Source organism: Acinetobacter sp. UBA5984, assembly GCF_002429925.1.
Taxonomy (GTDB): domain Bacteria; phylum Pseudomonadota; class Gammaproteobacteria; order Pseudomonadales; family Moraxellaceae; genus Acinetobacter; species Acinetobacter variabilis.
The window spans coordinates 1-12,895 of sequence record NZ_DJBE01000068.1; the positions used below are offsets into that span (position 1 = coordinate 1).

11 protein-coding genes and 2 pseudogenes are annotated in these 12,895 nt (G+C 45.8%); 2 read left to right on the forward strand and 11 right to left on the reverse strand.

Annotated elements, in window-relative coordinates:
* Positions 1 to 354 precede the first annotated feature (354 nt).
* Positions 355 to 752 (forward strand): annotated as a pseudogene (locus tag B3J29_RS11010) (tautomerase family protein).
* Between the two features lie 255 nt (positions 753 to 1,007).
* Here the strand turns inward: B3J29_RS11010 and B3J29_RS11015 are convergent.
* From B3J29_RS11015 to ribF, 5 genes and pseudogenes are all read right to left on the reverse strand, one after another.
* A complete protein-coding gene (locus tag B3J29_RS11015) occupies positions 1,008 to 1,550 on the reverse strand; it encodes an NADPH-dependent FMN reductase (protein WP_005232867.1) in 543 nt (180 codons plus the stop codon).
* 133 nt (positions 1,551 to 1,683) lie between these two features.
* Positions 1,684 to 2,166 (reverse strand): FKBP-type peptidyl-prolyl cis-trans isomerase, encoded by a 483-nt coding sequence (locus tag B3J29_RS11020; RefSeq protein WP_125278879.1) that lies wholly within the window; start codon positions 2,164 to 2,166, stop codon positions 1,684 to 1,686.
* Positions 2,159 to 2,698, reverse strand: coding sequence for a signal peptidase II (gene lspA / locus B3J29_RS11025; protein WP_175966543.1), 540 nt, complete (start codon positions 2,696 to 2,698; stop codon positions 2,159 to 2,161). The genes B3J29_RS11020 and lspA overlap by 8 nt, the downstream gene beginning before the upstream one ends.
* Positions 2,691 to 5,322 (reverse strand): annotated as a pseudogene (gene ileS, locus B3J29_RS11030) (isoleucine--tRNA ligase). The gene lspA and the pseudogene ileS overlap by 8 nt, the downstream one beginning before the upstream one ends.
* 64 nt (positions 5,323 to 5,386) lie before the next feature.
* A complete protein-coding gene (ribF, locus tag B3J29_RS11035) occupies positions 5,387 to 6,388 on the reverse strand; it encodes a bifunctional riboflavin kinase/FAD synthetase (protein ID WP_175966547.1) in 1,002 nt (333 codons plus the stop codon).
* Between the two features lie 254 nt (positions 6,389 to 6,642).
* Here ribF and B3J29_RS11040 point away from each other — a divergent pair, with 254 nt between their 5' ends.
* Positions 6,643 to 7,206: a 5'-nucleosidase gene (locus B3J29_RS11040; protein WP_175966548.1), complete on the forward strand. Its 564-nt coding sequence runs from the start codon at positions 6,643 to 6,645 to the stop codon at positions 7,204 to 7,206.
* A 67-nt stretch (positions 7,207 to 7,273) separates the two neighbouring features.
* On the opposite strand, the gene B3J29_RS11045 is transcribed toward B3J29_RS11040, so the two are convergent.
* From B3J29_RS11045 to B3J29_RS11070, 6 genes are all read right to left on the reverse strand, one after another.
* Entirely contained in the window at positions 7,274 to 7,897 is a 624-nt protein-coding gene (locus B3J29_RS11045) for a TetR/AcrR family transcriptional regulator (protein WP_005232857.1), read from the reverse strand.
* Between the two features lie 349 nt (positions 7,898 to 8,246).
* Positions 8,247 to 9,053, reverse strand: coding sequence for an ABC transporter ATP-binding protein (locus tag B3J29_RS11050; protein ID WP_159124168.1), 807 nt, complete (start codon positions 9,051 to 9,053; stop codon positions 8,247 to 8,249).
* A 25-nt stretch (positions 9,054 to 9,078) separates the two neighbouring features.
* The gene (gene ssuC, locus B3J29_RS11055; RefSeq protein WP_125278873.1) at positions 9,079 to 9,894 is read right to left on the reverse strand and encodes an aliphatic sulfonate ABC transporter permease SsuC; all 816 of its coding nucleotides are present in this window, start codon (positions 9,892 to 9,894) and stop codon (positions 9,079 to 9,081) included.
* Positions 9,894 to 11,069, reverse strand: a complete 1,176-nt coding sequence (ssuD, locus tag B3J29_RS11060; protein WP_175966550.1) for an FMNH2-dependent alkanesulfonate monooxygenase — start codon at positions 11,067 to 11,069, stop codon at positions 9,894 to 9,896. Before ssuD ends, ssuC begins: the two co-directional genes overlap by 1 nt.
* Before the next feature lie 36 nt (positions 11,070 to 11,105).
* Entirely contained in the window at positions 11,106 to 12,101 is a 996-nt protein-coding gene (locus B3J29_RS11065) for an aliphatic sulfonate ABC transporter substrate-binding protein (RefSeq protein ID WP_175966552.1), read from the reverse strand.
* Between the two features lie 24 nt (positions 12,102 to 12,125).
* Positions 12,126 to 12,895, reverse strand: a 770-nt coding sequence (locus B3J29_RS11070; protein ID WP_286965488.1) for an aliphatic sulfonate ABC transporter substrate-binding protein, incomplete at its 5' end; no start/stop codon positions are given.

Consider the following 12,895-nt stretch of genomic DNA (forward strand, 5'->3'; position numbering starts at 1 on the left):
AACTTATTTCAGGACGGGACATCAGAATGAAAGAAAAAGGCCCCAACTCCTGTGAGGGCCTTTTCAAATTTAGCTCAGATACCTTTCCTCCGGTATCAATCAGCATCCTGCCGATGTTTTATTCTTGTTTTTGCAAGACTTCCTGTCTTGGTATGCACTCAATATAGCCTGAGTCAGAAAGACCGAGTAGAGGCATTGACCGCATCTGCTGTAGGCCAGAGGCGACAAGGTCACTTGAAAATATTTATCCAATTAATTCCAGAGTTCTCAGGATAATTTTGCGATATGGTAGAGATAGAAGACCTTATTAAAGCTCATCTCTCTATTCAATAAAATAATAAAAAGAAGAAGCACATGCCTACCGTTCAAATTGAAGTCCGGCAGCAGTATTCCCAGGCTGATGAAGAGCGGTTACTCGACAGCGTATTTCAATGTGTGAAAAATGCGTTTCAGCTGCCTGACTATGACCGTAATATCCGGCTGGTGGTACATGAAGCCCATCGTTTTCAGTATATGACTCATCTGACCCAGCCTGAATACTTTACCTTGATCGGTATTGACTGCTTCGCTGGCCGGAGTCTGGAGACCAAGCGCAAACTGTATCAGCAGATTGTGTAGAAAGCTTGGGAAAACTGGGCATTCCGCCTGATCATATCCTGATTCATCTGTGAGAAAGTCCATGGGAAAACTGGGGGATCCGAGGCGGACAAGCAGCCTGTGATATCAATTTAGGCTTTAATGTAGAGATCTGATTTTTTGAAGAAAAATACCAGATTTTAAATGCAAAAAAGCCCCAACATCCTGTTGAGGCTTTTCTGGATTTGCTTCTCAGATCTGACTCCTGTCTGACCTGTCAACGTCCTGTTACTCTGCGCTTTTTATTGTTGTTGTATGGCTTTGCAGACTTCCTGTCTGTCTATGAATCAAACTATAGCCTTGAACTGAAAGTGAGAATAGCCGACAAATTCTGCGCTGCCTGTAGGCTAAAGCGCACATCGCTGTCGTCTTCAGGCACTGACATACTGGATCAGCTTATCCACGACATCTCTGAGTGTTTTATTGTCGAATTCATTTCCTTCAAAGCTGTAGTCTTTATTGCGACTAAAAATGTCTCGCAGCTCTACAATCGCATTGGTATCCACCATACCGAGCTGAGTGCCGACCTGGCGGATCTGATCAATGGAACGTGAGCCATTAGTGACGCCATAACCTATATAGGCTGCCGGCTTGCCTTGCCATTCCTTGGCCAGATAATCCAGCGCATTTTTTAATGCCGGGCTATAGCCATGGTTATATTCGGGACTGATAAAAATAAATGCATCCGCAAGGGCAATAAAGTCAGCCCATTCCTGCTGTTTCGGCTGATCATAAATACCGGTCAATGGGGGATGAGAACCAGCAAAAAGCGGAAGATCCCATTCTTTTAAGTCGACAAGTTCGGTTTCAAGCGTGCTAAAACCATATTTTTTAATTTCCTGTAGTACCCAATGTGCGACCTTAATTGCTGTACGTCCTTCACGCACACTGCCAACCACAATATAAATTTTCATATCTTTCCCTTTCTTATCGCATTCTCATCAAATTAAATTAATCAGATTTCTGAACAGAGACTAGAGAGGATTTGTATCCAGAAACTAAAAAAGCTCCCGAAGGAGCTCTTTTAAATCATGTGATTAGCTGAAATTACATCAGCTTCACACCTTGCTGGCCAGCCGGAGTGACTTTGAAGATTTCGACTTCAAAGGTGATGTTTTTACCTGCAAGTGGATGATTAAAGTCCACTTCAGTAATGTCATCATTCACGGATCTTACCACGCCATACAAAGTCGATTTGGCCTTGTCTTCAAACTCGATCATATGACCTTCAATCGGACGTTCGCCGAATTTCACCGTATCAAATTTTTGGACATTTTCAGGATTCCACGGACCAAAAGCTTCTTCGGGCGGAAGGCTGACGGTACGACGGTCACCAGCACGTAAGCCCATTAAAGCTTTTTCAAAACCTGGTAATAGGTTGCCATCACCAATGGTCAGGCTTACCGGTTCTTCACGGCTACGGGTATTGTCAATTTCTACGCCACTTTCGATCGCGACAGAAAAATGAAGCTCGACTTTAGAGCCGTCTTCAACACGAGTTTCCTCGTTAGGATTAATAAAATCAGTCATGTTGCGCCTGTGCACGTTGAATTCGGTGTTTTTCCAGGAAAAACGTATCAATCAGCAGCAGAATCGTACCTAAAGTAATGGCACTATCCGCAATATTAAAAGCAGGGAAGTGACTGTTCTGATAATAGACATGAATAAAGTCGACCACATAACCTAAAGAAATGCGATCAATCAGATTACCAATAGCACCACCCAGAATCAGGGCAACTGCTAGTGGCAAGACTTTCATGCTCTTTGGCATACGCATCAGCCAGAACACGAAAACCACAGACACTAAACCTGCAAGTGAGGTAAAGAAATAACGTTGCCAGCCACCGGCATCGGACAAGAAACTAAAGGCAGCGCCATAGTTATGTAACAGTGTCCAATTTAAAAAGGGCAGGACGGGCACTGGATTTGCATATTCCAGATGTGTTACCGCAATCCATTTGGTCCATTGATCTAGAATGATCGCCAGAATAGCCAGTCCGATCCACCACAAATTGTGGGGATAGAACTGGAACAGACCCTTTTTCTGCTGTGGGTTAGGCATATTTTCTCTCTTCACCTTGGCCGCTTGGGAGGTTAATAATACAACGACCACATAGTCCTGGATGTGAGGTATGTGTATTCACATCAGGAAGTACATGCCAGCAGCGTACACATTTCTCGCCATCTGCCGCAGATACTTTCACGCGCAGGCCTTCAAGTTCAGCGTCATTGCCTTGAGCAGCATCAAACGGATTCACGATTACCTGAGAAGTGATCAGAACGAAACGCAGCTCATCACCCAGACGGTCTAGAACAGCTTTCAGCTCATCATTGGCCCATAACTCAACTTTGGCAGACAGATTTGAACCCACCAGTTTCTCATTACGCGCATTTTCAATGTGCTTGTTCACCGCAGATTTCACTGCAATCAGGGTTTGCCAGTCTGCTTCAGATAACAGGTTTGCCTGTGCTGAAACTGGAATATCGTACCATTCAGCAGTGAAGACATATTTCTCGCTTTGACCTGGAATTAGTGGCCATGCTTCTTGAGCGGTGAAGCTCAGGATTGGTGCCATCCAGCGAACAAAGGCTTGTACCAGATGATACAGTGCAGTTTGCACAGAATGACGTGCCTGCGAGTCTGCTTTAGTAGTGTACTGACGGTCTTTGATGATGTCTAAGTAGAAACCACCGAGGTCGTTAATACAGAAGTTGGTCAAGGCATTGGTCACGATATGGAAGTTCATATCTTCATATGCTTTCTTGATGGTTTCCTGTACATCATTCGCGCGTTGCAGGATGTATTGATCCAGTGCAATCAGTTGATCTACGGGTAGGGCATCAGTTGCCGGGTTGAAGCCATTCAGGTTTGCCAGTAAGAAACGCAGGGTATTACGGATACGACGGTAACCATCTGATGCACGGTTAAAGATCTCTTTACCTGCGGTCATTTCATAACGGTAATCTGCTGAAGCGATCCAGAAACGCAGGCCGTCTGCACCCATGTTCTTTATAATGTCTTGCGGAGTAATGATATTACCCAGCGATTTCGACATTTTGCGACCTTTCTCATCGACCACGAAACCGTGAGTCAGCAGACCTTTGTATGGCGCACGTTGATTGATCGCCATAGAGGTCAATAATGAAGACTGGAACCAGCCACGGTGTTGGTCAGAACCTTCAAGATATAAATCAGCCGGATCGGTCAATTCTTCACGGTCACGCAGCACTGCATAGTGGGTTGTACCAGAGTCAAACCAGACGTCTAAGGTATCGCGAACCGCGTTGTACTGCTCAGCATCATCACCGATGAAGTCTTTGGCTTCACGGTTATACCAGGCATCAATACCTTCCTGTTCGATCAGTTTCGCGACTTCTTCGATCAGTTCAGGTGTACGTGGGTGCAGTTCATTGGTGTCTTTATGCACGAAGAATGGGATTGGCACACCCCAGGTACGTTGACGTGAGATACACCAGTCCGGACGGCCTTCAATCATCGCCTGAATACGGTTTTTACCCCAATCCGGTACGAAGCTGATGTCATTTTCAATGGCATTCAATGCGCCCTGACGCAGACCTTTTTCATCCATGCTGATGAACCATTGTGGGGTCGCACGGAAGATAATTGGAGTTTTATGACGCCAGCAGTGCGGGTAGCTATGCTTGATAGGCTTATGTGCCCATAGCTTGTTAGCTTCGCCAAGCGCCGCAATAATTTGTGGATTGGCCTTGTAGATATGTTCGCCTGCAAATAGTGGTGAAGTCGGTAAATACACACCATTACCGCCCACTGGATTATCTACTTTCAGGTTATACAGCAGACCAACTTTATAGTCGTCTACACCATGGCCAGGCGCAGTATGGACAGCACCGGTACCGCTGGTCGCGATAACGTGTTCACCCAAAATGACTGGTACTTGACGCTCAGCAATTAAAGGATGTTGCAGTACCAGATTTTCAAGTTTCGCACCGGCAAACTCGGCAATCACTTCAACCGCGTTAAAGCCATAACGCTCAGTCGCAGATTCAACCAGATCTTTGGCCAGGATAAAGTTTTGTGCAGCTTTATCTTCACCACGTGCAACAACAAGCTGGTATTCAATTTCAGCATGCAGGGCAACTGCCTGGTTCGCAGGCAGGGTCCAAGGCGTAGTCGTCCAGATTACGATATCGGTTGAGTCTTTAACTTCAACACCTAAACGTGCAGACAGATCCGCCAGATCAACCACGGTGAAACCCACGTCGATTGCATCTGATTTTTTATCTTCATATTCAACTTCAGCCTCAGCCAGTGCTGAACCACAGTCCAGACACCAGTTCACCGGTTTAAGACCTGGCTGGATATGGCCATTTTTCGCGATTTCACCGAGTGAACGCACGATGTTGGCTTCCTGCTTGAAGTTCATGGTGAGNNCGGCTTTTAATGATGATGTCTTTAAGTACCTTGTTGACTGCATGACCTAAGTGAATCTGGCCATTGGCATATGGAGGGCCATCATGAAGCACGTATTTTTTCTTGCCAATTCGCGATGCACGAATCTGCTGATAAATGTCATCGGCATACCACTCTTCTAACCATTTCGCTTCACGTACTGCCAGATTTGCTTTCATTGCAAAGTCAGTACCTGGGAGGTTTAGCGTGGCTTTATAATCCACTGCATTTTCAGGAGTTTGCTTATCGCTCATGCAAGTTGTCTTCCAATTTAATCAGTCATTAGACTGACACGTTTTACAATAAAAATACGGGACATTAAAAGGGAAATGTGGGGTGTTTTCGACGAAACTCAAGCAGTTTCTCAACATCATCATCAATTCCGGCCTTTAACGCTTCAAGCGAAGGATAATCTTTTTCGCCATGCAGATAATTCAAGAAGGTTACCCGCATTAACAGGCCATACAGATTAGCAGAAACATCAGGAAAATGTACTTCTAATCGCCATTCCGGATGAGTCTGTTTGATCGCAGGGCGGGTACCCACATGACCAGCACCAAACAGGCTACCCTGATCATAGCCAGCAATACCCGGCTGTTCAGGATTTTCCTGCTGAACCTTGGCGCTGAGTGATTCGGTTTCACAGACGACTTCAACCCCATAAATGCCCTGCAGGCAAGGTTTATGCCGGTTCAACCGGACATTAATGGTCGGGAAATCAATGGTACGGCCAATCTGGTCGCCGTATTGCACCCGGCCGGTAATACTATAAGGACGTCCCAGCAATTTGGCTGCCAGAGCAAGGTCACCCGCTTGCAGGGTCTGACGGATGCGGGTAGAACTGACCCGTTCACCATCCAAGGCAATGGTATGCAGATTGGTGACCTTAAAGCCGTAGTCTCGCAGAAATTCACTATTGCCCTGACGGTTTTTACCAAAGTGAAAATCATCCCCCAAGACTAGATGCGCTGCATTCAATTTATCTTTCAGAATGTCGGCAAAGGCTTCGGCACTCAGGCTTCGGAAATGATGATCAAACTTGGCGACCGCAATATAGTCCACACCCAGTTCGCTTAAATATTCCACTTTTTCGCGCAAAGAAGAAATACGTGGTGGTGCTTCATAACCTTTAAAAAATTCAAGCGGTTGTGGCTCGAAGATCATCACAACAGTTTTTAGTTGCTCAGCTTCTGCAACAGCTTTTAACTGTTTGATCATGGCCTGATGACCCAGATGCACGCCGTCAAAATTACCAATCGTAACGGCGGTTTTTGGCAATTCAGAATGTGACGCTAAAGCATTGAGACGGAGCAGCTGCATAGGCGAAATCAGGGAATTGAAAATAGGAAAGGCTATATATTGCCATAATCTCAACGATTCGTCTTGCTGTTGTGTTTTTATGCAAAAAAATTATTGAAAAATCACGAAACACATCAAGACGAAAGTGTGCCATCCAAGAATCTTCTGCTGTTATTTAAGCATGAGATCTGCAAAACAGAAATCTAAAAACCCGCTTTTCATTGCCTGGATTTTGCTTTCTAATGTCACGGTTTTCTCAGTCTCGGGTAGTTTGCATGTCAGATTCGGCGCTCATTATGGCATTGGCCAGTGAATCCAAAGGTTTGTTCGAAGCAGAAGGTGTGGAAGTCCACTATAGTGGCATCGGCAAGGTCAATGCTGCTTTTAAGGCTTTTGAAGTGATTCAGAAAACTCGCTGTAAAACCCTGATTAATCTCGGCACCGCAGGCAGTTCCCATTTCAAGGCGCATGAACTGGTTGAAGTTAAGCGTTTTGTGCAACGTGATATGGATGTTTCACCACTAGGATTTGAAGTTGGTATTACCCCGATGGATGATCATTTGCCAGGCGCAATTGATCTGGAACCGTTCTTTGCCCATTTACCGAAAGGGATTTGTGGAACAGGGGATAGCTTTGAAACAGGCTTGCCAAAAGTGGCTTGTCAGCTGGTCGATATGGAAGGCTATGCGCTGGCCAAGGTGTGCCGTAAACTGGATGTGCGCCTGATTTCAGTTAAATATATTACTGACGGTGCAGATGATAGTGCTCATTTGGACTGGGAAGAGAATCTGCTGCTAGGTGCGCAGAAATTATTGAATTTATATCAAACGTTAAAATAATAAAGGGTGAGAGAAGGGGTCGGCGACCATAAAATTTATGGTCGTATGCCAAATGATTTGCGTTGACCTATTTTTCTTGTGTACGCGGAAGTACGCCGTACAGCATCATATGTACAGTATGCTGGATAATCCGTTGTTGCATGCTGCGGTTACGCAAGGTCTTGCCCGTCACCATTTCCATCTGGGTCGCGAAATCTGCATAGTTCTGGGTCACGGCCCAGATATTCAGAATCAGCAGTTCAGGATCGATATCCTTAGAAATCTTGCCTTGTTCCTGCCAGTTTGAAATCACTTTGGCTTTACGCTTGACCAGTTTTTTCAATGGACCTTTTAAGATTTCTAAAATGTGCGGCGCACCCTGAATCACTTCCAGAGCGAACAGGCGTGAAGCTTTAGGCTGGGTACGCGATACTTCAATTTTTTGCATCAAATAATTGGTAATCGCTTCTTCAGGCTCAAGATCGGCTTCTAGCATTTGTAAAGGTGCCAGCCATTTTTGTAGAACGGTCGTTAAAACCTCTACATAGAGCGCCTCTTTATTTTCATAATAATAGAAAATATTCGACTTATGCATTTCTGCAATTTGTGCGATCTCATCTAAACTCGCCCCATTAAAACCGTATAGGGAAAAAACATCGAGTGCAGCATTCAGCAGCTGGTTGCGTTTTTGAGTACTCTTTTTTTGTTCCATCAGCAAATATTAAAAACAATTAAAAAAGGGAATTTTTTATTGTACGTCAAATCATCAGATTTGTGCATCAAGTCAGGTGCTAATTTTATGAATAATGATAATTTATTCTTTAGATTAAAGATACAATTAGTATCGGTTTAAGGCGCAAGAATTAAAAACCAAGCTTTTGAAAAGGTTGATGATTTTTTAAGTACTAATTATTACCTTAAAGCATCATAAAGTTAAAATAAAATTAATGAATTAAGTTGAAATTTTGCCAATTGCTGAATAAATAATCAGTGAGACAGATATTTTCTTGATTCGAAATAAGGAATCCAGAATAAACAGTTATTCCAGATTCCCTCACATTTCAGGTTGCTAAAACCGCATTCAGAACCTGCTGTTCAAGTTCGGCAAATTTCACATTCTTTTGGCGTGGACGTGGAAGATCAACTTTAAACTCTTTGGCAATATGGCCTTTATCCAGCAGGATAATCCGGTCTGCCAGTTGTACGGCTTCACTCACGTCGTGGGTGACCAGAATCGAAGTAAAGCCCTGTTCAGTCCATAATTTTTCAATCAGGTTCTGCATATCCAGACGGGTCAGGGCATCTAGCGCACCGAGTGGTTCATCCAGCAGTAAAATACGTGGCTTATGTGACAAGGCACGTGCCAGAGCTGTACGTTGACGCTGACCACCAGATAGTTGTGAAGGCCAAAGCCCAGCTTTTTCTTTTAAGCCGACTTTCTCCAGCATTTGTGAAGCATTGCCATGCTGGTCTTTTGGTAAGCCCAGTTGTACGTTCTGTTCGATGCTGCGCCATGGCAATAGACGCGGATCCTGGAACATCACGCGGATATCATCAGCGGTAATACCTTCACGAATATGACGTGCAGACTTAAATTTAATTTCACCGTAACTCTGTTTTTCAAGATCGGCAATCAGACGGAGCAGGGTACTTTTACCACAGCCACTACGTCCAACAATCGCCAGAAATTCACCCGGCTGAATATGCAGGTCCAGATCTTCCAGTACCTTCACCGAGCCATAGAACTTATGCAGCTGTTCAATAATGATTTCGGCACCGGCAACTGCATTGGGATTGATATCGGTTGCAGCAGGCTCCTGCACTGCAGTCGGATCATTGGCAAGACGCCCTAAGCTGAGATCAGTCATCACATGCTCCTCAATATTTTTTCAATTATTTTTGATAGCCAGCATGCCAGCGCAGCAGGAATCGTTCTAAGGCCACGGCCAGGACATCTGCCAGTTTACCGAGCAGGGCATACAGTAAAATACCCACCAGTACGACATCGGTTTGCAGGAATTCACGCGCGTTCATGGTCATATAACCGATGCCGGACTGGGCAGAAATCGTTTCCGCCACAATCAGCAGTACCCACACCAGACCGAGTGAAAAACGCAGACCGACCAGAATTGAAGGCATTGCCCCTGGCAGGATAATTTCTTTATAAAGCTGCCAGCGGGTCAGGCCATAGCTTTTTCCCATCTCGATTAGCTGGGGATCGACTGAACGGATTCCATGATAGGTATTAATATAGATTGGGAAGAACACACCAATCGCGACCAGAAACAGCTTGGCTGATTCATCAATCCCGAACCAGAGAATGACCAGTGGAATTAAGGCCAAAGCCGGGATATTACGGATCATTTGCAAGGTGGTATCGAGCAGGGTAGAGGCAGTTTTGGATGAACCATTTAACAGACCCAGCAATAGGCCCAAACCACCACCTACCAATAATCCGCTGATGGCACGTCCTGCACTGACTTGCACATGCGTCCACAGTTCACCGCTGAGCAATAAATTCCAGAAGGCTAAAACCACGGCACTCGGTGCAGGCAGAATCCGGCTTTCCAGTAGGCCTGTGCTAGAGGCAATTTGCCAAACTGCAATCAAGAAAATTGGAACCAGCCAGGGCAGCAGATGCTGCCCCAGAATTGTTCCACGTGAAACCTGCTTTGGGGTCAGGGTTTCAACGGAAACGAATTTTGACATTAAGCAGACTCCTTAATTTTCTCAGCCTGCTTGTTCTCGTCAGGTGTGTAGTTGTTCGCCACAATTTCACCAAATGGACCGGTCAAGTTCGGTTGAGTGAGTTTTTTCTGGGTTTCCAGTGGAAGTAATGGGAATACCAGTTCCGCAAAACGGATGGATTCTTCCAGATGTGGATAGCCTGAGAAAATGAAGGTATCGATACCTAGATCAGCATATTCCTGAATACGTGCTGCGACAGTTTCTGGATCGCCGACCAATGCTGTACCTGCACCGCCACGTACCAGACCTACACCTGCCCACAGGTTTGGAGACACTTCGAGTTTGCTACGCTCGCCATTGTGCAGCTCAGCCATACGACGTTGGCCGACAGAGTCCATTTGCTTGAATTTCGCTTGTGCGGCAGCAATGGTGGCATCATCCACATACTGGATGAGCTCGTCTGCTGCTCTCCATGCTTCTTCATTGGTTTCACGCACGATCACATGCAGACGGATACCGTAGCTCAGCTTGCGACCTTTCGCTTCGGCTTTGGCACGGACATTTTCAATCTTTTCTTTCACTGCTGCAGGCGGTTCACCCCAAGTCAGATAAGTGTCAACCTGATCCGTGGCCAGTTCAATGGCATCATCCGATGAACCGCCAAACCATAAAGGCGGATGTGGCTGCTGGATTGGTGGATACAGCAATTTTGCCTCGTCGACACTTAAGCGTTCGCCATGAAAGCTAAAGCTTTCACCGGTATGTGAGCGTTTTAAAATTTCACGCCAGATGGTGGTGTATTCGGTCGCCGTTTTATAGCGGGTTGTGTGATCTTCATAGACGCCGTCACCTTTTAGTTCCTGTTCATCACCGCCAGTCACCAGATTCAGCAGCACCCGGCCATTGGACAAGCGGTCAAAGGTCGCGGCCATACGTGCAGCCAGTGCCGGAGTGGTCACGCCTGGACGCAGCGCCACCAGGAATTTTAATTTTTTGGTCGCATCAATCAGGCTGGCTGCGGTTAACCATGGATCTTCACAAGAACGGCCAGTCGGAATTAGCACCCCTTCATAACCTAAGTTATCTACCGCAACGGCAATCTGCTTCATGTAGGTATGATCTACAACACGTGCGCCCTTGCTGGTGCCTAAGTAACGACTGTCGCCATGAGTGGGGATAAACCAGAAAATTTTCATGTGATATTCCTTAAATTAAATCATTTTGTTTGTTCATCAATGTGTGGCTGCTGGCGACCAGATCTGTTGCTGGACGCTGATGGTTTTGGGAATCAGTTGAACCTGCTGGAAGAGATCGGCAATATTCTGTTGGGCTTTTATCACTTCCGGAGTTAAAGGTTGAACCGGCGAAGGTTTAAGACGACGCTCAAATGCAATCTTCGCCACCTCTGGTTTCAGACCGGTACTTTTCTGATAAATATCTAGAGCTACAGCCTGGTTTTTAAGAATCCACTGGTCAGAGGCATTTAAAGCCTGGATAAACTTGCTGGGACTATCCGGATGCTTCTGAATAAATTCGGGATTGCCGATGTAAAAGGAATAGGTTTGCGGAAAATCACTGGATTCAATCAGTACCTTAACCTGGCTGTCGAACTCGGCTGCACCCAGGAAGGGATCCCAGATTGCCCAGGCATCAATAGCTTCTTTGTCAAAAGCGGCACGTGCATCCGCAGGGGGAAGCCAAATGGCTTGAATCTCTGACCAGCTTAAGCCGGCTTTTTCCAGAGTTTTGGCCAGAAGTTCATGGGCACTTGAACCTTTCTGCACCGCGATCCGTTTTCCTTTCAACTGTTGAATCGTCTGGATGTCACTGTCTTTCGGCACGACCACGGCCAAAGAGTTTCCAGCCACTTTTTCAAAGGCCACGTAACTCAGAGCTTTATCTGCAGCCTGTGCAAAAATGGGTGGGGTATTCCCTACATAGCCATAATCCACCGCACCGACTGCCAGTGCTTCCAGCATTTGTGGACCCGCCGGAAACTCTTTCCACTCAATTTTGGCATTAGGAAATTGTTGTTCTAACAGCTTTTCATCGCGTGCTACCAGCAGATTCAAGGCTGATTTCTGAAAGCCAATCGCAATGGTTTTAACTTGTTGCACCGACGTAGTTTCTGCGGCAGCCGTTTGTTGTGGTTCCTGTTTCTGGCAGCCAGTCAGACTAAAGCTCAATAACGCTAAACTGATGTAAGAAACTGTTTTTAAATGACTCATCTTTATTCTCGAATTATTCTGCTGTTATTTAATAATTGCTGCATCAATATTCAGCTTTTGTGGAATCAGCTGCTGCGCATAAAATGCATCGGCGACTTGTTGCTGTTTTTGAATCACGTCAGTGCTGAGAGGTTTAACGCCAAAGCCCATGCGTGAAATAGAGGTTTTCAAGACATCGACGGCCAGACCTGTCGGTTTTTGCAGGAGCTGAGCGGCAGCGTCCTGATTTTTTGCCACCCAGTCCGTGGTCAGATTCAGTTCGTTGACCACCGCCTGTACCACCTGAGGATGGCTTTCTGCGAACTTGCGATCTGCCAGATAGAACTGATGATTGCTCACCACATTTTCACCGCTGGCAATGACACGCGCACCAATTTGATGTTCAGCAGCTGCAAAGAACGGGTCCCAGATCACCCAAGCATCGACTGCACCGCGTTCAAAAGCGGCACGGGCATCAGAAGGTGGCAGGTAAACCACTTCAATATCGCTGAGTTTTAGGTTATTGGCTTCAAGGACTTTGAGTAGTAAGTAATGAACATTTGAGCCTTTATTTAAGGCAACACGTTTGCCTTTCAGATCCTGTACAGATTGAATCTTTGAGTCTTTTTGTACAATTAATGCTTCAGCTTTCGGTGCTTCAGGCTGATTGGCCACATAGACCAGATTTGAGTTCGCTGCTTGAGCAAAGATCGGTGGTGCTTCACCGGCTTCACCAAAAGATACGCTGCCGACATTCAAGCCTTCAAGTAACTGAGGACCAGCCGGGAATTCAACCCATTTCACATTCACGCCTT

Coding starts and splice junctions, on each gene's coding strand:
- B3J29_RS11040 (WP_175966548.1), top strand. CDS start 6,643: ATGTCAGATTCGGCGCTCATTATGGCATTGGCCAGTGAATCCAAAGGT.
- ssuC (WP_125278873.1), bottom strand. CDS start 9,894: ATGTCAAAATTCGTTTCCGTTGAAACCCTGACCCCAAAGCAGGTTTCA.
- ribF (WP_175966547.1), bottom strand. CDS start 6,388: ATGCAGCTGCTCCGTCTCAATGCTTTAGCGTCACATTCTGAATTGCCA.
- ssuD (WP_175966550.1), bottom strand. CDS start 11,069: ATGAAAATTTTCTGGTTTATCCCCACTCATGGCGACAGTCGTTACTTA.
- B3J29_RS11020 (WP_125278879.1), bottom strand. CDS start 2,166: ATGACTGATTTTATTAATCCTAACGAGGAAACTCGTGTTGAAGACGGC.
- B3J29_RS11045 (WP_005232857.1), bottom strand. CDS start 7,897: ATGGAACAAAAAAAGAGTACTCAAAAACGCAACCAGCTGCTGAATGCT.
- lspA (WP_175966543.1), bottom strand. CDS start 2,698: ATGCCTAACCCACAGCAGAAAAAGGGTCTGTTCCAGTTCTATCCCCAC.
- B3J29_RS11050 (WP_159124168.1), bottom strand. CDS start 9,053: ATGACTGATCTCAGCTTAGGGCGTCTTGCCAATGATCCGACTGCAGTG.
- B3J29_RS11015 (WP_005232867.1), bottom strand. CDS start 1,550: ATGAAAATTTATATTGTGGTTGGCAGTGTGCGTGAAGGACGTACAGCA.
- B3J29_RS11065 (WP_175966552.1), bottom strand. CDS start 12,101: ATGAGTCATTTAAAAACAGTTTCTTACATCAGTTTAGCGTTATTGAGC.